The sequence below is a fragment of the Acidimicrobiales bacterium genome (assembly GCA_035536915.1).
Classification (GTDB): Bacteria; Actinomycetota; Acidimicrobiia; order Acidimicrobiales; family JAHWLA01; genus JAHWLA01.
This window is the reverse complement of record DATLNE010000024.1, coordinates 1-18221: the sequence shown is the minus strand read 5'-3', so window position 1 is coordinate 18221 and position 18221 is coordinate 1. Positions and strand designations below refer to the sequence as shown.

Annotated in this window: 18 protein-coding genes; 17 read left to right on the top strand and 1 reads right to left on the bottom strand. The window is 68.8% G+C overall.

The genetic code is table 11. The features are described from left to right. The 15 genes from VM938_06560 to VM938_06490 form a co-directional block, all read left to right on the top strand. Positions 1 to 415 (top strand): NADH-quinone oxidoreductase subunit B family protein (locus VM938_06560; GenBank protein ID HVF74694.1); only part of this gene is annotated, 415 nt, incomplete at its 5' end. Beyond that, positions 412 to 927 carry an NADH-quinone oxidoreductase subunit C gene (locus tag VM938_06555; GenBank protein HVF74693.1) on the top strand — a complete coding sequence of 172 codons (516 nt, stop codon included), beginning with the start codon at positions 412 to 414 and terminating at the stop codon, positions 925 to 927. The genes VM938_06560 and VM938_06555, both read left to right, overlap by 4 nt. Beyond that, the gene (locus VM938_06550; GenBank protein HVF74692.1) at positions 924 to 2252 is read left to right on the top strand and encodes an NADH-quinone oxidoreductase subunit D; all 1329 of its coding nucleotides are present in this window, start codon (positions 924 to 926) and stop codon (positions 2250 to 2252) included. The genes VM938_06555 and VM938_06550 overlap by 4 nt, the downstream gene beginning before the upstream one ends. Next, the gene (gene nuoE / locus VM938_06545) at positions 2252 to 3013 is read left to right on the top strand and encodes an NADH-quinone oxidoreductase subunit NuoE (GenBank protein ID HVF74691.1); all 762 of its coding nucleotides are present in this window, start codon (positions 2252 to 2254) and stop codon (positions 3011 to 3013) included. The genes VM938_06550 and nuoE overlap by 1 nt, the downstream gene beginning before the upstream one ends. After that, complete coding sequence (gene nuoF, locus VM938_06540; GenBank protein HVF74690.1) at positions 3013 to 4311, top strand: NADH-quinone oxidoreductase subunit NuoF; 1299 nt, start codon at positions 3013 to 3015, stop codon at positions 4309 to 4311. Before nuoE ends, nuoF begins: the two co-directional genes overlap by 1 nt. Further along, a complete protein-coding gene (nuoG, locus tag VM938_06535; protein HVF74689.1) occupies positions 4304 to 6976 on the top strand; it encodes an NADH-quinone oxidoreductase subunit NuoG in 2673 nt (890 codons plus the stop codon). Before nuoF ends, nuoG begins: the two co-directional genes overlap by 8 nt. 136 nt (positions 6977 to 7112) lie before the next feature. Beyond that, the gene (gene nuoH / locus VM938_06530; protein HVF74688.1) at positions 7113 to 8291 is read left to right on the top strand and encodes an NADH-quinone oxidoreductase subunit NuoH; all 1179 of its coding nucleotides are present in this window, start codon (positions 7113 to 7115) and stop codon (positions 8289 to 8291) included. Beyond that, positions 8291 to 8926 (top strand): NADH-quinone oxidoreductase subunit NuoI, encoded by a 636-nt coding sequence (nuoI, locus tag VM938_06525; GenBank protein ID HVF74687.1) that lies wholly within the window; start codon positions 8291 to 8293, stop codon positions 8924 to 8926. The genes nuoH and nuoI overlap by 1 nt, the downstream gene beginning before the upstream one ends. Further along, on the top strand, positions 8926 to 9495 hold the full coding sequence (locus VM938_06520) for an NADH-quinone oxidoreductase subunit J (GenBank protein HVF74686.1): 570 nt from the start codon (positions 8926 to 8928) through the stop codon (positions 9493 to 9495). Before nuoI ends, VM938_06520 begins: the two co-directional genes overlap by 1 nt. Then, complete coding sequence (nuoK, locus tag VM938_06515; protein HVF74685.1) at positions 9492 to 9797, top strand: NADH-quinone oxidoreductase subunit NuoK; 306 nt, start codon at positions 9492 to 9494, stop codon at positions 9795 to 9797. Before VM938_06520 ends, nuoK begins: the two co-directional genes overlap by 4 nt. 13 nt (positions 9798 to 9810) lie before the next feature. Further along, positions 9811 to 11724: an NADH-quinone oxidoreductase subunit L gene (nuoL, locus tag VM938_06510; GenBank protein HVF74684.1), complete on the top strand. Its 1914-nt coding sequence runs from the start codon at positions 9811 to 9813 to the stop codon at positions 11722 to 11724. Continuing rightward, on the top strand, positions 11724 to 13265 hold the full coding sequence (locus VM938_06505) for an NADH-quinone oxidoreductase subunit M (protein HVF74683.1): 1542 nt from the start codon (positions 11724 to 11726) through the stop codon (positions 13263 to 13265). The genes nuoL and VM938_06505 overlap by 1 nt, the downstream gene beginning before the upstream one ends. Beyond that, positions 13262 to 14785 carry an NADH-quinone oxidoreductase subunit N gene (locus VM938_06500; protein ID HVF74682.1) on the top strand — a complete coding sequence of 508 codons (1524 nt, stop codon included), beginning with the start codon at positions 13262 to 13264 and terminating at the stop codon, positions 14783 to 14785. Before VM938_06505 ends, VM938_06500 begins: the two co-directional genes overlap by 4 nt. A gap of 39 nt (positions 14786 to 14824) precedes the next feature. Continuing rightward, entirely contained in the window at positions 14825 to 15604 is a 780-nt protein-coding gene (locus VM938_06495) for a Clp protease ClpP (protein ID HVF74681.1), read from the top strand. A 100-nt stretch (positions 15605 to 15704) separates the two neighbouring features. Beyond that, positions 15705 to 16106, top strand: coding sequence for a hypothetical protein (locus VM938_06490; protein ID HVF74680.1), 402 nt, complete (start codon positions 15705 to 15707; stop codon positions 16104 to 16106). Here VM938_06490 and VM938_06485 read toward each other — a convergent pair. Next, positions 16103 to 17278, bottom strand: a complete 1176-nt coding sequence (locus VM938_06485) for a homogentisate 1,2-dioxygenase (GenBank protein ID HVF74679.1) — start codon at positions 17276 to 17278, stop codon at positions 16103 to 16105. The genes VM938_06490 and VM938_06485 overlap by 4 nt on opposite strands. Before the next feature lie 71 nt (positions 17279 to 17349). Here VM938_06485 and VM938_06480 point away from each other — a divergent pair, with 71 nt between their 5' ends. Then, entirely contained in the window at positions 17350 to 17715 is a 366-nt protein-coding gene (locus VM938_06480; GenBank protein ID HVF74678.1) for an NADH-quinone oxidoreductase subunit A, read from the top strand. Positions 17716 to 17726: 11 nt separating this feature from the next. Then, complete coding sequence (locus tag VM938_06475) at positions 17727 to 18206, top strand: NADH-quinone oxidoreductase subunit B family protein (protein HVF74677.1); 480 nt, start codon at positions 17727 to 17729, stop codon at positions 18204 to 18206. Positions 18207 to 18221: the final 15 nt, after the last annotated feature.

Here is an 18221-nt window from a genome sequence, read left to right as displayed (position 1 = left end):
CAGCGTGTGGCCCGCCACCTTCGGCCTGGCGTGCTGCGCCATCGAGATGATGGCCGCCGGCACCGCCCACTACGACCTGGCCCGCTTCGGCATGGAGGTCTTCCGGGCCTCGCCCCGCCAGGCCGACCTCATGATCGTGGCGGGCCGCGTCTCGCAGAAGATGGCGCCGGTGCTGCGGCAGGTCTACGACCAGATGATGGAGCCCAAGTGGGTCATCTCCATGGGCGTGTGCGCATCGAGCGGCGGCATGTTCAACAACTACGCCATCGTGCAGGGCGTCGACCAGATCGTGCCCGTCGACGTCTACGCGCCGGGCTGCCCGCCCGGGCCTGAGACCCTGTTGCACGCCATCATCACCCTGCACGAGAAGATCAGCGCCGGTGAGCTGACGCGGCGAGAGCCGATCCGCCTGTGAGCGACGAGACGGTCGACGTCGCCGAGGTGCCAGAGCCGGAGCCCGAACTGCTGCACGGCGCACCGGTGGCCTGGTCGGGTGGCACCCAGGTCGCCTTCCCCGCCCGCGACGCCTACCGCAATGTGGTGGCGGCGCTGAAGGCCGACGGCTTCGAGTTCCTCGTCGACGTCACCGCCGTCGACTACCTGGCTTCGCCGGCGCGAGCGCTGCCCGCGGGCGTCGACGCCGAGCGCTTCGAGGTGGTGGTGAACCTGCTGTCGATGTCGGCCCGGCGCCGCGTGCGCGTGCGGGTGCAGGTTGCCGCCGACGACCCCACGCTGGCTTCGTTGTTCGAGCTCTTCCCGGGCACCGAGGCCATGGAGCGCGAGGTGTTCGACATGTTCGGCATCGTGTTCGAAGGGCACCCCGACCTGACCCGCATCCTCATGCCCGAGGACTGGGAGGGCCACCCGTTGCGCAAGGACTACCCGGTCGGCCGCGTGCCCGTGCAGTTCAAGGCGCCGTCGTCGTGAGCGATCCGTTCATCACCGTCGAGACGTCGGAGGGCGCGCAAGAGATGCGCTCCCGGGCGTCGACCGACCCCATGGAGCTTTTGCGCGAGCAGGGCGCGGTGCTGCGGCTGCCCGAAGGCGTCGCCGTCGACCCCGCCGACTTCGACATCGAGGTCACCGACGACGAGACCATGATCATCAACATGGGCCCGCAGCACCCGTCGACCCACGGCGTGCTCCGGGTCATGTTGGAGCTCGACGGCGAGACGGTGGTCCGCAGCAAGCCGGTCATCGGCTACCTGCACACCGGCATGGAGAAGACCCAGGAAGACCTGATGTACGTGCAGGGGTCCACCAACGTGACCCGCATGGACTACCTGGCCAACTTCTTCAACGAGGCCGTGTTCAGTTGGGCGGTCGAGGACCTGCTCGGCATCGACGTGCCGCCGCGGGCCACGTGGATCCGCATGCTGATGTGCGAGCTCAACCGCATGTCGTCGCACCTGCTCTACATGGCGACCAACGGCATGGACCTGGGCGCCACATCGATGATGATCTACGGCTGGCGCGAGCGCGAGCTGGTGCTGTCGTTCTTCGAGGCCGTCACCGGCTTGCGCATGAACTACAACTACATCCGCCCGGGCGGCGTGGCCGCCGACCTGCCCGACGGGTGGGAGGCCCACGTGCTGGCGTTGTGCGACGGCATCCTGCCCCGGCTCGACGAGTACGACATCTTGCTCACCAACCAGCCCGTGTTCCGCGACCGCACCGAAGGCGTCGGCGTCATCACGCCCGAGCAGGCCATCGCCCTGTCGGCCAGCGGCCCGGTGCTGCGCTCGGCCGGCGTGCCGTGGGACCTGCGTCGCGACACGCCGTACTGGTTCTACGACGACGTCGACTTCGACGTGATCGTGGGCACCTACGGCGACGCCTTCGACCGTTACGCCGTTCGCCTCAGCGAGATCCGCGAGTCGATCCGCATCGTGCGCCAGATCGTGCAGAAGATGCCGAAGGGCGACTACCGGGTGCAGGACAAGAAGGTGACGCCCCCGCCGCGGGCTCGCATCGACGAGTCGATGGAGGCGTTGATCCACCACTTCAAGCTGTTCACGGAAGGGTTCAAGGTGCCGCCGGGCGAGACGTACGTTGCTGTCGAGGCACCGCGAGGCGAGTTGGGTTGCTACCTCGTGTCCGACGGCGGTGCCAAGCCGTACCGCATGCACATGCGCGACCCGTCCTTCGCCAACCTGCAGACGCTGCCCGTCATGTTGCGGGGCGGCTTCGTGGCCGACGCCGTCGCCGTGATCTCTTCCATCGACCCGGTCATGGGCGGGGTGGACAGGTAATGGCCCGGCTCACTCCCGAGAACGTGCAGCGCGCCCGCGACACCATCGCCCTGTACCCCGAGAAGCGCTCGGCGTTGATCCCCATCCTGCACCTGGCCCAGGAGCAGGACGGGTGGCTGACCGAGGACGCCATGGCGCATGTGGCCGAGCTGCTCGACCTCACGCCTGCCGAGGTTTACGGCACTGCCAGCTTCTACGACATGCTCTTCACCGAGCCCGTCGGCAAGCACCTGGTGTCGATCTGCACCAACATCGCCTGCCTCATCAACGGCGGCTACGAACTGCTGGAGCACGCCGAGCAGTCGTTGGGCGTGCGGGCCGGTGCCACGACGCCCGACAACGAGTTCACGTTGGAAGAGGTGGAGTGCATCGCCCTGTGCGGCGAGGCGCCATGCCTGGCGGTGAACTGGCGGTTCTTCGGGAGTGTCACGCCCGAGAAGTTCGACGCGCTGACCGCCGACCTGCGGGCCGGCCTGCTGGCTGACGAGGTGCCGCCCCACGGCACGCTCAACCGGGTGCGGCGCACTGTCGGGTTGACTGCCGGCGTGCCCGCCACCGGTCGCGTTGCGGTGAGCGAGGCGCCTGCGCCCGCGCCGCCGCCCACCCCGACGGAGAAGGACCAGCGCGGCGAGAACCAACCGGCCGACGCCGCCGCCACCGAGACGGCGGTCGAGGAAGCAGCCGCGGTGCAGGACCCGCCCGACACAGACACCGCGCCGACAGCCGAGGGTTCCCGTCCCGAGAAGGGCGGTGACGCCTGATGGCCGTGACCGACGCTGCGCCGATCGTCACCCGCCGGGTCGGGCTGCCCGAATCGTGGACGCTGCGCAGCTACCTCGACAACGGCGGGTACGTCGGCCTGCGCAGGGCGCTGGAGATGGCGCCCGAGGAGATCACCCAGGAGGTGCTCACCTCCAACCTGCTCGGCCGCGGTGGCGCGGGCTTCGAAGCCGGTCGCAAGTGGTCGATGCTGCGCAAGGCCCAACCCGTCTACCTCGTCGTCAACGGCGACGAGAGCGAGCCGGCCACCTTCAAGGACCACATGCTGGTCGAGTGCGACCCGCACCAGCTCATCGAAGGCGTGGTCATCTGCGCCTACGCCATCGGCGCCGCGCAGGCGTTCATCTACATCCGCGGTGAGTTCGCCCTCGGCCTCGAACGGGTGCAGGCCGCCCTCAACGAGGCGTACGAGCACGGTGCCGTCGGCAAGGACATCTTCGGCTCGGGCTTCGACCTCGACGTCGTCGTGCACCCCGGCGCGGGCGCCTACATCTGCGGCGAGGAGACGGCGCTCATCGAGAGCCTGGAGGGCAAGCGCGGCTTCCCCCGCATCAAGCCCCCGTTCTTCCCGGCCGCCATCGGCCTCTACGGCGCGCCGACCGTCGTGAACAACGTCGAGACCCTCTCCAACCTCCCGTGGATCGTGGAGAACGGCGGCGCCGCCTTCGCCGCGCTGGGCGAAGGGCGTTCGACCGGCACCCGCATCTTCTCGTTGTCGGGCCACGTGAACCGGCCGGGCAACTACGAAGTCGAGATGTCGAAGACGACGTTCCGCGACCTGGTTGAGCACTACGGCCAAGGCGTTCGCCTCGGACGCCAGGTCAAGGCCTTCATCCCCGGTGGCGTATCGGCGCCGTGGTTCGGGCCCGACCAGCTCGACATGCCGTTGTCGCAGGAGCAGGTGGGCGCGGCGGGGTCGATGCTGGGCTCCGGTGCAGTGACGATCATGGACGACACCACCTGCATGGTGCGGGCCGCCTGGCGCATCACCCGGTTCTTCCACAACGAGTCGTGCGGCCAGTGCACCCCGTGCCGGGAAGGCAGCGGGTGGGTGGCCAAGATCATGCAGCGCATCGAGACGGGCGCGGGCCGGGAAGACGACCTCGACCTCCTCCTCGACGTGTGCGACAACATCGCCCCGGGGTTGTCGTGGCCGCCGCAGCAGACGACCATCTGCGTCCTCGGCCCTTCCATCCCGTCGTCGGTGGTGTCTGGTATCCGCATGTTCCGCGACGAGTTCCTGCTTCACATCAAGGAAGGTGCCTGCCCGTATGGCTGAGGCGACGACCGAGACGGTCACCATCACGGTCGACGGCAAAGAGGTCGAGGCGCGCCCCGGCGAGCTGGTCATCGCCGCTGCCGAGCGCGCCGGCGTCTACATCCCTCGCTTCTGTTACCACCCGCGCATGCGGCCCGTGGGCATGTGCCGCATGTGCCTCGTCGAGGTCAGCGGCCCCCGCGGCATGTCGCTCCAGCCCGCCTGCTTCATCCCGGTGGCCGACGGCCAAGAGGTCGTCACAACGTCCGACAAGGTGAAGAAGGCGCAGGACGGCGTCCTCGAGTTCCTGCTCATCAACCACCCCCTCGACTGCCCGGTGTGCGACAAGGGCGGCGAGTGCCCGCTGCAGGACCAGACGCTCCCATTCGGGCCGGGCGAGACCCGCTTCGTGGAAGAGAAGCGCCACTGGGAAAAGCCCATCGCGCTGTCGGAGCTCGTCTACATCGACCGCGAGCGCTGCATCCAGTGCGACCGGTGCACCCGCTTCTCCGACGAGATCGCGGGCGACCCGCTCATCGAGTTCGTGGGCCGGGGCGACCATACCGAGGTCAACACCTTCCCCGACCAACCGTTCGCCTCCTACTTCTCGGGCAACACCGTGCAGATCTGCCCGGTGGGCGCGCTGCTGGCGCGGCCCTACCGGTTCAAGGCCCGGCCGTGGGACCTGGAGCAGGTCGAGAGCACGTGCACGCAGTGCGCGGTGGGCTGCCGCATCGCCGTGCAGTCGTCGGGCACCGAACTGACCCGTTACATCGGCATCGACAGCGACCCCGTGAACCACGGGTGGCTGTGCGACAAGGGCCGCTTCAGCTACGAGGCCGTCAACAGCGGTGACCGACTGACGACACCGTTGGTGCGCAAGGGCGAGCAGTTGGTGGAAGCCACGTGGGGCGAGGCGTTGGGCGCCGCCGCCACGGGCCTCGACAACGCCCGCCGGGTGCACGGCTCCGAGTCGATCGCCGTGCTCGGCGGCGCCCGGCTCGCCAACGAAGACGCTTACGTCTGGGCCAAGCTGGCCAAGTCGGTGCTGGGCACCGACAACGTCGACTGCCAACTGGGCGACGGCCTGCCCGCCGAAGCGGTGCTCGGGCTGCCCCGGGCCACCATCGACGACGCGTGCTCGGCCGCCGCCGTGGTGCTGCTCGCCCCCGACATCAAGGAAGAGCTTCCGGTCCTGTACCTGCGCCTGCGGGCCGCGGCCGTCGACGGCGAGGTGCCGCTGGTCGAGCTCACGCCGCAGGGCACGGGCCTGACGAAGTACGCGGCGGCCAGCCTCGGCTACCGGCCCGGCGAGGCACCGGTGCTGGCTCGGGCGCTGACGGCCGACGCCGATGCCACGGGCGAGATCGCCGGCGTCTCCGCTGCCTCGGTCAACGAGGCCCGCACGTTGTTGCGCAACGCGGGCGGCAACGTCGTCGTCGTCCTGGGCCGGCCGTCGCTGGCCGAGTCGGGTGAGTCGATCGCCGACGCCGCCGCCGTCCTGGCGGGCGCGCTGCCCGACGTGAAGTTCCTCTCGGCGTTGCGCCGCTCCAACGTGCACGGTGCCCTCGACATGGGCCTCGCCCCCGGCGTGCTGCCGGGGCGGGTGTCGCTCGAAGCCGGTGCGGGCTGGTACCGCGATGCCTGGGGCCGCGTGCCCGAGGCGGGCGGCATGGGCGCCTACGGCATCGTTGCTGCCGCCGCCGAAGGGCGGGTGCAGGCGCTCGTGCTGCTGGGCGCCGATCCGGCCTGCGACTTCCCCGACCGCCGCCTGGCCCGCGAGGCCGTGGTCGGAGCCGGGTTCGTGGTCGCCGTCGACAACTTCCTCACGGAGTCGTCGCGCCACGCCGACGTCGTGCTGCCTGCCGCCGCCTTCGCCGAACGGCCGGGCACCACGACCAACCTCGAAGGGCGGCTGACCCGGCTGGGCCAGAAGATCGTGCCGCCGGGCGTCGCCTGGCCCGACTGGATGATCGCCGTCGAGCTGGCCCACCGCTTGGGCGACGACCTCGGCGTGGAGTCGCTCGACGACATCTGGAACGAGATGTGCCGGTTGGTGCCGTCGCACGCGGGCCTCAACCGCTCGGTCTTGGCCGAGCGCCGCTATCGCGACGGCGTGGTGGTGCCGTTGTCGGACGGCGACGAGGGCACGCCCGTCGATCACGTGCGGGCCGAGGCCGACCCGGTGGCGACCCCGGGCATCGAGCAGGTCGAGTCGCAGGGCGACCCCGAAACCGCCGTCGACCCGTCCGACGAAGCCGCCGACGAAGGCGACACCGTCGAGGCAGCCGAGCGTCCCGACATGCCGACGCTGCTGACGTTCGAAGCGGGTGAGGTGACGGCCGACCCGCCGCCGCTCGACGGCTACGCGCTGCGGCTCGTCACCGCCCGCCCGCTCTACGACGCGGGCACCATCACCCAGAAGTCGCCCTCACTGGCGCCCATCGCACAAGCTGCCACCGTGCGCGCCAACCCCTACGACCTCGACCGGCTCGGGCTCGGCAACGGCGGGCGCGTGCGCCTGCGCTCGAAGCACCGTGGCGGGTTCGTGGTCGAGGCCGTGCCCGACACCCGGGTGCCACGTGGCTCGATCGCCATGCCGTTCAACCCGGTGGGCGAAGGCGCCGCCGAGCTCATCGACGCCACCCAACCGGTCAATGACATCCGGGTGGAGACCGTCTCATGAACGGCAGCCGGGTCCTGTCACCGACGCCGGTCCCTCCCATCGGTGCTGCCGCACCGACGGGCCCCTCCCGTCGGTGCCACCCGTCCGCCGAGCGGTCAGCGGGATCGACCTCCGGTCGATGCTGTGAGGCGCTCTCATGAAGGCGCTGCTCGCCGTGGGCGACCCGCTGTTCCGCGACGGCATCGACTTCGGCGTCGTGCTCGTGGTGTTGGTGAAGACCGGCGTCACCTTCGGTGTGCTCATGGTCGCCGTGCTCTTCATGGTGTGGTTCGAGCGCAAGGTCATCTCCGACATGCAGAACCGCATCGGCCCCAACCGGGCCGGGCCGTGGGGGCTGCTGCAGACCCTGGCCGACGGCATCAAGCTGTTCTTCAAGGAAGACCTGCTCCCGGAGCGGGCCGACAAGGCCGTCTTCCGGCTGGCGCCGTACCTGTCGGCCGTGCCCGCCTTCCTCTCCTTCGCCATCGTGCCCCTCGGCGGCACCATCACCGTGGCGGGCCATGAGACCTACTTGCAGTTGGCCGACCCGCCCGTCGGCATCCTCTTCCTGCTCGCCATGTCGGGCATCGCCGTCTACGGCGTGATGCTGGCCGGGTGGGCGTCGGGCTCGAAGTACCCGCTGCTCGGCTCGGTGCGCGCCTCGGCGCAGATGGTGTCGTACGAAGCGGCCCTCGGCCTGTCGATCGCCGCCGTCGTGCTCGTCACCGGCTCGCTGTCGACCCGCGACATCGTGCTCGCCCAGGGCTCGATCCTCGACTGGAACATCATCCAGCTCGGGGTTCTCCCGTTCATCGTCTTCCTGGTGGCCGCCACCGCCGAGCTCAACCGTCCGCCGTTCGACCTGGTGGAGGCCGAGCAGGAACTGGTGGGCGGCTTTCACACCGAGTACAGCTCGATCCGATTCGCCCTCTTCTACCTGGCCGAGTTCATGAACACCGTCACCATGTCGGCCATCGTGGTGACCTTGTTCCTCGGCGGACCGGTGGGCTGGGACGTGCCGATCGTCGGACGCATCTCGCCCGTGTGGTTCGTCCTCAAGCTGTTCGTCTTCCTCTTCATCTACGTGTGGCTGCGGGCGACCCTGCCCCGCTTCCGCTACGACCAGCTCATGGATCTGGGATGGAAGGCGCTCATTCCCATCTCGTTGTTCTGGCTGCTGGTGCTGGGCGGCATGACAATCGACCGCAACTACGGCTTCGCCGTGGTGGCAGGCGGGGCACTGCTGGTGCCGGTGCTGCTGCGGGCCATCTCCATCGGCCAGGCCACCACCGACGAGGACCATGCCCGGATGGCTCGACTGCGGGAGGTGCGCTGATGGGCTACTTCGGCGGGTTCGGCGTGACGTTGAAGACGATGCTGGAGGACCGGGTCACCGTCCAGTACCCGGAGCAGAAGCGGCCCAAGGGCGACCGCTTCCACGGCCGCCATGTCCTCAACCGGTACGAGGACGGCATGGAGAAGTGCATCGGGTGCGAGCTCTGCGCGGGCGTGTGCCCGGCGCGCTGCATCTACGTGCGCGGCGCCGACAACCCGCCCGAGGCCCCGGTCTCGCCCGGCGAGCGCTACGGCTTCGTCTACGAGATCAACTACCTGCGCTGCATCCACTGCGACCTGTGCGTGGAGGCCTGCCCCACCGAGGCGATCACCGAGAGCAAGCTCTTCGAGTTCTCCTTCACCAACCGGCGCGACGCCATTTACACCAAGGACGAATTGGTGGTCGACGACGACGGCAAGCCCAAGCAGTTGCCGTGGGAGCACTGGATGGAGGGCGACGACAAGCACACCTCGGCCTGGATGCGCGCCACCTCGCCCAGCGGCGTGGCTGACTACGAAGGCCAGGTGCAGTGGTCGGGCGAGTTGGGCTACGGCGTTCGCCCGCCTGAGGACGGCCAGAACGCGCCGCAGCCCCACGTCGAGCACGTCGCCCCCGAGTCGGAGGGCCACCACTGATGGACCTGCTCCTCGGCGCAGCGACGAAGGTCGACGTGGGCGTGTTCGTCGTTGCTGCCGTCATTGTGCTGGCGGGTGCGATTGGCGTCGTCATCTCCGGCAACGCCGTGCACGCCGCCCTCTCGTTGGTGATGACCCTGTTCGGCGTGGCCGTGCTGTTCGTGGCCCAGGAGGCGCACTTCCTGGCCGCCGTCCAGGTCATCGTCTACGCAGGCGCCATCGTCGTGCTCTTCCTCTTCGTGATCATGCTGCTCGGCGTCGACCGCGACGAGGACGTCGACGAGGAGAAGTTGCGCGGCCAGCGGCCGCTGGCGCTGGCGTTGGGCTTGGCCGTGTTCGGCCTGGTGCTGTTCCTGGCCCGCACCGACTGGGTGACCGGTGCGGCGTCGGTGGCCGGGCCTTCCCGTGCTCCCGGCGAGAACATCGAACTGTTGGCCCGGTCGATCTTCACCCGCTACTTCTTCGCCTTCGAGATGACCTCGGTGCTGCTCGTCATCGCCGTGGTCGGCGCTGTCGTGCTGGCCCGGCGCCCGCCGCGCGAGATCGTCGAAGACGAGGTGGCCGAATGACGGTCGACGCCTCCTGGTACCTCATGCTGGCCGCTGCGCTGTTCACCATCGGCGCCATCGGCCTGCTCATCCGACGCAACGTGCTCGTCATGTTCATGTGCATCGAGCTGATGCTCAACGCCGCCAACCTCACCTTCGTGACGTTCGCCCGGCAGTTGAACGACATCGGCGGGCAGTCGCTGGTGTTCTTCGTGCTCGTGGTGGCGGCGGCCGAGGTGGTGGTGGGCCTCGGGATCATCGTGTCGATCTTCCGGCGTCGCAGCGACGTGACGGCCGACGACCTCAACCTCTTGAAGGGCTGACCCCCGAACCCCGATGAACGCTGCCTACCTCATTCCTGCCCTGCCCTTGGCCGGGTTCGCCGTGCTCGTGCTGTTCGGCCGCCGCCTGGGCGAGCCGGGCGCCGGGTGGTTGGCGACCACCGCCATCGGCGGGTCGTTCCTGGCGTCGCTGGTCACGTTCGTGTCGCTGGTCGGGCGCGAGGGCGAGGCCCGCTCGGTCACCAAGGGCATCTTCACCTGGATCACGGCGGGCAGCTTCACCGTCGACGCCGCCCTGTTGGTCGACCCGCTGTCGATCACCATGTGCTTGTTCGTCACCGGGGTGGGCACCCTGATCCACCTCTACTCCATCGGCTACATGCACGGCGACGAGCGCTACCACCGGTTCTTCATCTACTTGAACTTGTTCGCCTTCTCCATGCTGATGCTGGTGCTGGGCGACAACATGCTGCTGACCTTCCTGGGCTGGGAGGGCGTGGGCGCCTGCTCCTACCTGCTCATCTCCTTCTGGTTCGAACGGGAGAGCGCTGCGGTGGCGGGCAAGAAGGCCTTCGTCACCAACCGGGTGGGCGACTTCGGCTTCATGTGCGCCATGTTCCTGGTCTTCACCGCCACCGGTTCGCTGACCTACGGCGAGGTGTTCGCGCACGGCCACATCGCCTCGGTGACCGCAGGCGCCATCGGGCTGCTGCTCCTGCTGGGCGCCGCGGGCAAGTCGGCCCAGCTTCCGCTCTACGTGTGGCTGCCCGATGCCATGGAAGGCCCGACCCCGGTTTCCGCCCTCATCCACGCGGCGACCATGGTGACGGCGGGCGTCTACCTGCTGGCCCGCATGAACCCCGTCCTGCACGCCGCGCCGGCCAGCGTCATGACGTTGATCGCCGTGATCGGCGTACTCACCGCCTTGTTCGCGGCGACGGTGGCGTGCGCCCAGGACGACATCAAGCGGGTGCTGGCCTACTCGACCATCTCGCAGCTCGGCTTCATGTTCCTGGCCGTGGGCAGTGGCGCCTACGTGGCCGCCATCTTCCACATGGTCACCCACGCCTTCTTCAAGGCGTTGCTGTTCCTGGGGTCGGGCTCGGTCATCCACGGCCTGCACGAGGAACAGGACATGAAGCGCATGGGCGGCCTGCGCAAGTTCATGCCGGTCACCGCGGCGACGTTCATCGTCGGCTGGCTGGCCATCGCCGGGGTGCCGCCGTTCGCGGGCTTCTGGTCGAAGGACGAGATCCTGTTGGCCGCGTGGGACAAGAGCCCGGTGCTGTGGGGCCTGGGCCTGGTGACCGCGTTGCTCACCGCGTACTACATGACCCGACAGGTCATCCTCGTGTTCTTCGGTGAGGAACGCTGGCGCACGCCCGCCGACGCAGTGGAGCCCGATACGGACGAGACGACGCAGCCCGGACACTCGGCTCGGGAGCCGCACGAGTCGCCGTGGACCATGACCATGCCCTTGGTGGTGCTGGCCGTCCTGTCGGTCGTCGCCGGCGCGTTGAACCTGCCCTTTGCCGACGCCGACTTCCTGGGGGAGTGGCTGGCGCCGGTGTTCGGCGACCACCACGCCGCCGTGGGTTCGAGCACGAAGCTGACGTTGGCCATCGTGGCTGCGGTGGCCTCGTTGCTCGGCATCTTCCTCGCCCGGGCGCTGTGGCTGCGGCGGTCCGAGCGGCCTGAGCTGGAGCCCGCGGTGTTGAAGCGGGCGTGGGGGATCGACGCCTTGTACGCCACCTTGTTCGGCACAGGCGGCGGGTTGGTGGCAGCAGGATCGGCGGCCTTCGACAAGCAGGTGATCGACGGTGCGGTGAACGGCACCGGCAACGCCGTGCGCGTCGGCGGTGGCCACCTGCGGCGGCTGCAGACGGGTTATGTCCGCAACTACGCGTTGGGCATCGCCGCAGGCACCGTGGGCATCCTGGCGTGGGCACTGGTGAGGGCGGGCGCCTGATGCACCACGAAGCTGCGGGTTTCCCTCTCCTCACGTTCCTCGTCCTCTTCCCCTTGGGGGTGGCGGCTGTCGTCGGGCTGCTGTCGCGCGAGCGCCCCGAGGTCATCAAGCTGGTGGGCTTCCTCGGCGCCGTCGGCACCGGCCTGCTCACCGTGGTGCTGGCCGTCGAGTTCCACGCCGGTGAAGGCGGGTTCCAGTTCGTCACCCAGCACTGGTGGATCCGCGACTTCGGCATCTCGTGGAAGCTCGGGGTCGACGGCATCTCGTTGTTCCTGGTGCTGCTGACCGGCGTGCTCTTCCCCATCGCCTTGGTGGGGCCGAAGGTCAAGGGCAACGTGAAGTCGTACGTGGCCTGGATGCTCGTACTCGAGGCCGGGTGCCTCGGCTCGTTCCTGGCCCTCGACCTCTTTCTCTTCTTCGTGTTCTTCGAGCTGACCCTCGTCCCGATGTACTTCATCATCGGCGGGTGGGGCTACGAGAACCGGGTCTACGCCTCGCTGAAGTTCTTCCTCTACACCTTGTTCGGCTCCGCCTTCATGCTCGTGGGCATGCTGGCACTGGTCTTCCTCTCGGCGGGCGACCAAGGCGTCACCTTCGACCTGGTGGAGCTGGCGGGGCGCCAGTCGCTGGCGGCGTCGACGGCGCGGTGGATCTTCCTCTCCTTCGCCATCGCCTTCGCCGTGAAGGTGCCGTTGTTCCCCGTGCACACGTGGCTGCCCGACGCCCACACCGAGGCGCCCACCGCAGGCTCGGTCATCCTGGCCGGCGTGCTGCTGAAGCTGGGCACCTACGGCTTGGTGCGCTTCGGGCTGTACTTGTTCCCGCAGGCCTCGGTCGACCTGGCGCCGCTGCTGTTGACCCTGGCCGTGATCGGCATGATCTACGGCGCCCTGGTGGCCACCGTGCAGAAGGACCTCAAGCGGCTGGTGGCCTACTCGTCGGTGGCCCACCTCGGCTTCATCGTGTTGGGCACGTTCGCCTTCACCACCAGCAGCGTGACCGGCAGCGTGCTGCAGATGGTGAACCACGGCCTGTCGACCGGCGCGCTGTTCCTCCTCGTCGGCATGATCTACGAACGGCGCCACACGCGGCAGATCGCCGAGCTGCGGGGGCTGCAGAAGTCGATGCCCATGCTGGCCGCCGTGTTCACCGTGGTGATGCTGTCGTCGATCGGGTTGCCCGGGCTCAACGGCTTCGTGGGCGAGTTCCTCATCCTCATCGGCTCGTTCGTGACCGCCCGTTGGTGGGCGGTGGTGGGCACCGTCGGGGTGATCCTCGCCGCGCTGTACCTGTTGTGGGCGTACCAGCGTGTGTTCCACGGCACCCCCGACGAGGCCAACAGCAACCTGCCCGACATGACGTGGGGTGAGCGGGCGATCATGCTGCCGCTGGTGGCGCTGATCGTGTTCCTCGGGGTGTACCCGCGGCCCGTGCTCGACCGCATCAACCCGTCGGTGGAACGGCTCATCGGCCACGTCGAGCAACACTCCGACTACCGCCAGCCGCCGGTGGCGGCCGACAACGAGGGATCGACGCATTGATCGGGCTGCTCCTCGCCCAGGCGGCGCAACAGCAGCCGCAACCGCTGGCCACGCCGGAGGTCGAGTACTCGGCCTTGCTGCCGTTGCTGGCGCCCATCGGCGGCGCGCTGGTGCTGTTGCTGGCCGGGTCGCTGCTGCGCTCCCGTCCGCCGAAGAGCACCTATGCGTTGCTGACGGTGGTGACCGGGTTGGTGTCGCTGGGCAGCGCCTGGTCGTTGTGGACCGACGTCCGCAAGGGCGGGTACCTGGCCATGGCCGATGCCGTGGTGATCGACGGCTTCGGCATCTTCTTCATCGTGACCATCGCCTCGGCGGTCGTGCTCGGTGCCCTGGTGGCCGACGCCTACCTGCGGCGTGAGGGCCTCGACGGGCCTGAGTTCTACGTGCTGCTGCTGCTCTCCGCATCAGGTGCCATGACGATGGCGGTGGCCAACGACCTCATCGTGTTGTTCGTCGGCCTGGAGATCCTCTCGATCGCCTTGTACGTGCTGGCCGGGTTCCAGCGGGGTCGTTTCACCTCGCGGGAAGCGGCCATCAAGTACTTCCTGCTCGGCTCGTTCAGCTCGGCGCTGTTCCTCTACGGCATCGCCTTGGTCTACGGCGCCACCGGCTCCACCCAGCTTCCCGAGATCGCCACCTTCCTGGCCCAGAACGTGCTGTCGAGCAGCGGCGTGCTGCTGGCGGGCATGGCCCTGCTGCTGGTGGGCCTGGGCTTCAAGGTGGCCGCGGTGCCGTTCCATGCCTGGACCCCCGACGTGTACCAGGGCGCTCCCACGCCGGTGACGGCGTTCATGGCGGCGGCGTCCAAGGCGGCGGCCTTCGCCGCCCTGTTGCGGGTGTTCTTCTCGACGTTCTCGACGCTGCGGCTCGACTGGCAGCCGCTGGTGTGGGTGCTGGCCGTCGTCACCATCCTGGTGGGGTCCGTACTCGCGGTCGTGCAGACCGATGTGAAGCGCATGCTGGCGTACTCGTCGATCAGCCATGCGGGCTACGTGCTCATCGGGCTGCAGGCGGGCAACACCGACGGCATCGCCGGGGCGCTCTTCTACCTGATGGCCTACACGTTCATGGTCATCGGCAGCTTCGCCATCGTGACGGTGGTGAGCCGCAAGGGCGACACCGGGCACTCGCTGGAGAGCTACCGGGGGCTGGCCGCTCGGCGCCCTGGCTTGGCGTTCGCCTTCACCGTGTTCCTGCTGGCGCAGGCGGGCATCCCGTTCACCACCGGGTTCCTCGGCAAGTTCTACGTGATCGCCGCCGCCGTCCAGGCCCGGTCCTACGCCCTGGCCCTGATCGGCATGCTGGCCGCCGTGGTGGCGGCCTTCTTCTACCTGCGGGTGACGGTGTTGATGTACATGTCGTCGCCCGACGAGGCGTCCGACGCCGAACGGCCCGCCCGCATCGTGGTGCCTGCCGGGGTCGGCTTGGCCCTGTTCGTCACCCTTGCGTTCACCATCGGCTTCGGGGTGCTGCCCTCGCCGGTCATCCGCTTCGCCGAACGGGCCACGTTCCTGTTCTGAAGTCCTTGTCTGCGGCCTCGGCGTGCCGAATGAGTAAGCATGGCCGAGGACCAAGCCGCGACCAACACCACCGCTGCCCCTGTTCGCTCACGCGCCCCTCGGGCGAAGTCGGCACCCGGGCTGGTAGCGGTACCCGACACGCCTGACGCACCGACGGCACCGGTGGCCGCGCCGCCGGTTGCCTCGCCCGGGCCGTCGCTGGCCGAGCAGCGGGCGGTGGCCGAGCTGCGAAAGCTTCGGGTCGACACCGAGCGGGCCGAGATAGAAGTGGCCGCCATGCGCCGCCACGAGCGAGATGCCGCCGCCGACGCCCGCTCCGCCCACGTCTACACGTTCTACGCATCGGTTGACGGCGAGTCTGTGCAGCAGTGCATGGCCGAGCTCGGCGTGTGGTCGCGGCGTGACCCGGGCGCACCGATCACGGTGATCTTCAACTCGCCGGGCGGCGCCGTGCTCGACGGGTTGGCCCTGTTCGACTACCTGCGCCAGTTGCGCCGCCTCGGGCACCACGTCACCACCATGGCGCTGGGCCGGGCCGCGTCGATGGGTGCCGTGCTCCTGCAGGCAGGCGACACCCGGGTCATCGGCGAGAACGCCTTCCTCCTCGTGCACGAGGTCTCGCACCTGTCGGTGGGCAAGGTCAGCGAGCTGGAGGACGGGGTGGAGTTCACCAAGCGGCTGCAGAAGCGGTTGCTGGCCATCCTCGCCGATCGCTCGACCCTGACGGAGCGGGAGATCCAGCGCCGCTGGGCCCGCAAGGAGTGGTGGCTCGACGCCGCCGAGGCCGTCGACTTCGGTTTAGCGGACCACCTGCTGTAACTGTCTCACCCCCTCGGCATACTGGGCTTTCGAACCTCCTCGGCTCGTGAGCCGGCCGCAACGGCTCTCCTCCTTGCCCTTCGCAACGAGGAGTACGACAATGGAACTCGATGAGTCGCACCGACACGAACTGTTCGACTCGCTACAAGCGGCCCTCGGCCCTGGCCCGGCGCGCACGTTGATGCAACACCTGCCACCGGTCGGCTGGTCCGACGTCGCCACCAAGGCCGACCTCACCGAGTTGGAGCGGCGAATGGATCTGCGCTTCGAGCAGGTCGACAGGCGCTTCGTGGAGATCGACAGGCGCTTCGAAGACGTCGACCGGCGCCTCGGCTACCTGCAAACCGGTCTCGCCAACGTCGACACTCGCCTCACCGACCTTGCCGTCAGCCTGCGCACAGAGATGAACAAGCAGACGATGGCGCTGATGTTCGGCCTCGGCAGCTTGATCGTGACCATCGGCGGCGTGATCGTCGCCGCCCTGCACTTCTCCTCGGGTTAGCCCAGCCAGCTCGTGGGATAGGCCGGGTCGTCCCACCGCTCCGCTGCGGCCGACAGTGTGAGCGGCCGGAAGGTGTCGATCATCACCGCCAGCTCGTCGGTGTGGGTCTTGCCGATTGACGCCTCGGCCACGCCCGGCGCGGGTCCGTGGGGGATCCCGCGCGGGTGGAACGTCAGCGCCCCCTCCTCGATGCCCCGTCGACTGAAAAAGGAGCCGCTTACGTAATAGAGGACTTCGTCCGAGTCGAGGTTGGCGTGGTTGTACGGCGCCGTCACCACATCGGGCCCGTCGTCGAGCCGCCGCGGGCAGAAGGAGCAGATCACCGCTCCATCGAGCTCGAACGTCTGGTGCACGGGAGGTGGCTGGTGCTGGCGACCCGTGATCGGCTCGAAATCAGAGATCGAGAACGCGTACGGGTACAGGTGCCCGTCCCAGCCCACCACGTCGAGTGGGTTGTGGTCGAGCGTGTACACGGCCGTGCGGTCGCCCACGCGCACCCACACGTCGGTGGGCTCGGCGGCCGCGTCGTCGGGCACGGCCACCAGCGCGGTCGGGCGCCGGAAGTCGCGCTCCCAGTACGGCGCGTGCTCGAGCAACTGCCCCTCGCTGTTCTGGTAGCGGCGAGGCAGCCGCATCGCGCCTGGGGTTTCCACCACCAGGTGCCGGTTCCCCGCGCCCGCAGGGACCCAGCGGTGCACGGTGCCCTTGGGCACCACCACGTAGTCGCCCGCTCGGTAGTCCAGCACGCCGAACACCGACTCCAGCCGTCCACCACCCCGATGCACGAAGTGGCACTCGTCGGCCGCCCCGTTGCGCACGTAGCGCCCGGGCTGGTCGCCGAAGCCGCTCAGGCCGATGCGCACATCGGCGTTCCACAGCACCCAGTCGCGCCCCGACAACTCGTCGGGCGCCTCCTCCACGTCGTTGCCGGGGCGGAGCAGGTGGTGGCGCAGCACGTCGTCGACCGCAGGCCGGGGCACGGCGGGCACCGGATCGGTCTCGGCCACCTTGACCACCCGGGTAGGGGCGAAGCGGTGGTAGAGGATCGAGTAGCGCCCGGAGAACCCCTCCAAGCCGACGACTTCCTCGGCGTAGAGGGAGCCGTCCGGCGCCCGGAAGGCGACGTGACGCTTGCGGGGAACCTCACCCAAGCGGTGGTAGCCGGGTGCCATGGATGAAAGTCTACGACGGCCTGGCCGGCCTTTTGGCAGTTCGTGAACGGTGTCACTAGGCTCGCCCGCCGATGTCGGACTTCCTCCGCAGCTACCTCACCGTGCTCGTCTTCGGCGGGGCAGCCGTGCTGATGGTGGGCGCCATGCTCGGCCTCGGCTCGCTCCTCAGGCCCAAGCGCCCCCAGCCCCAGAAGTACATCTCCTACGAGAGCGGCGTCGACCCCGTGGGCAGCGGGTGGTCGCAGAGCCAGATCCGCTACTACGTCTTCGCCCTCCTCTTCGTCATGTTCGACGTCGAGGCCGTCTTCATCTTCCCGTGGGCCGTCCAACTCGACACGCTGGCCGTGTTCGGCCTGGTCGAGATGCTCGTCTTCATCGTCATCCTGGCCCTGGGCCTGGTCTACGCCTGGCGCAAGGGAGTCCTCCGGTGGGTCTAGTCGAGCGGGGCATGGTCCCCAAGCCCCTGAGCCACCTCCTCAACGCCGCCCGCAAGTACAGCCTGTGGGTCTACCAGTGGGGCCTGGCGTGCTGCGCCATCGAGATGGGCGCCGCCTTCGGCTCCCCTCGCTACGACGTCATGCGTCTGGGCGTCATCCCTTTTCCCGCTGGTCCCCGCCAGGCTGATCTGGTGGTGATCTCGGGAACGGTCACCGACAAGATGGCCCCGCCCATCCGGCGCCTGTGGGAGCAGATGCCCGACCCCAAGTACGTCATCTCCATGGGGTCGTGCGCCAACTGCGGCGGCCCCTACTGGGACTCCTATTCGGTCACCAAGGGTGTCGACCAGATCATTCCCGTCGACGTGTACGTGCCCGGGTGCCCGCCCCGGCCGGAGGCCCTGCTGGAGGGCATCGTCCTGCTCCAGCAGCGCATCCAGAACGAGGACATGGGCGAGCGCTGGCGGGGTGAGCCGATTGTCGTCGGCTGAGCCAACCGCCACCAC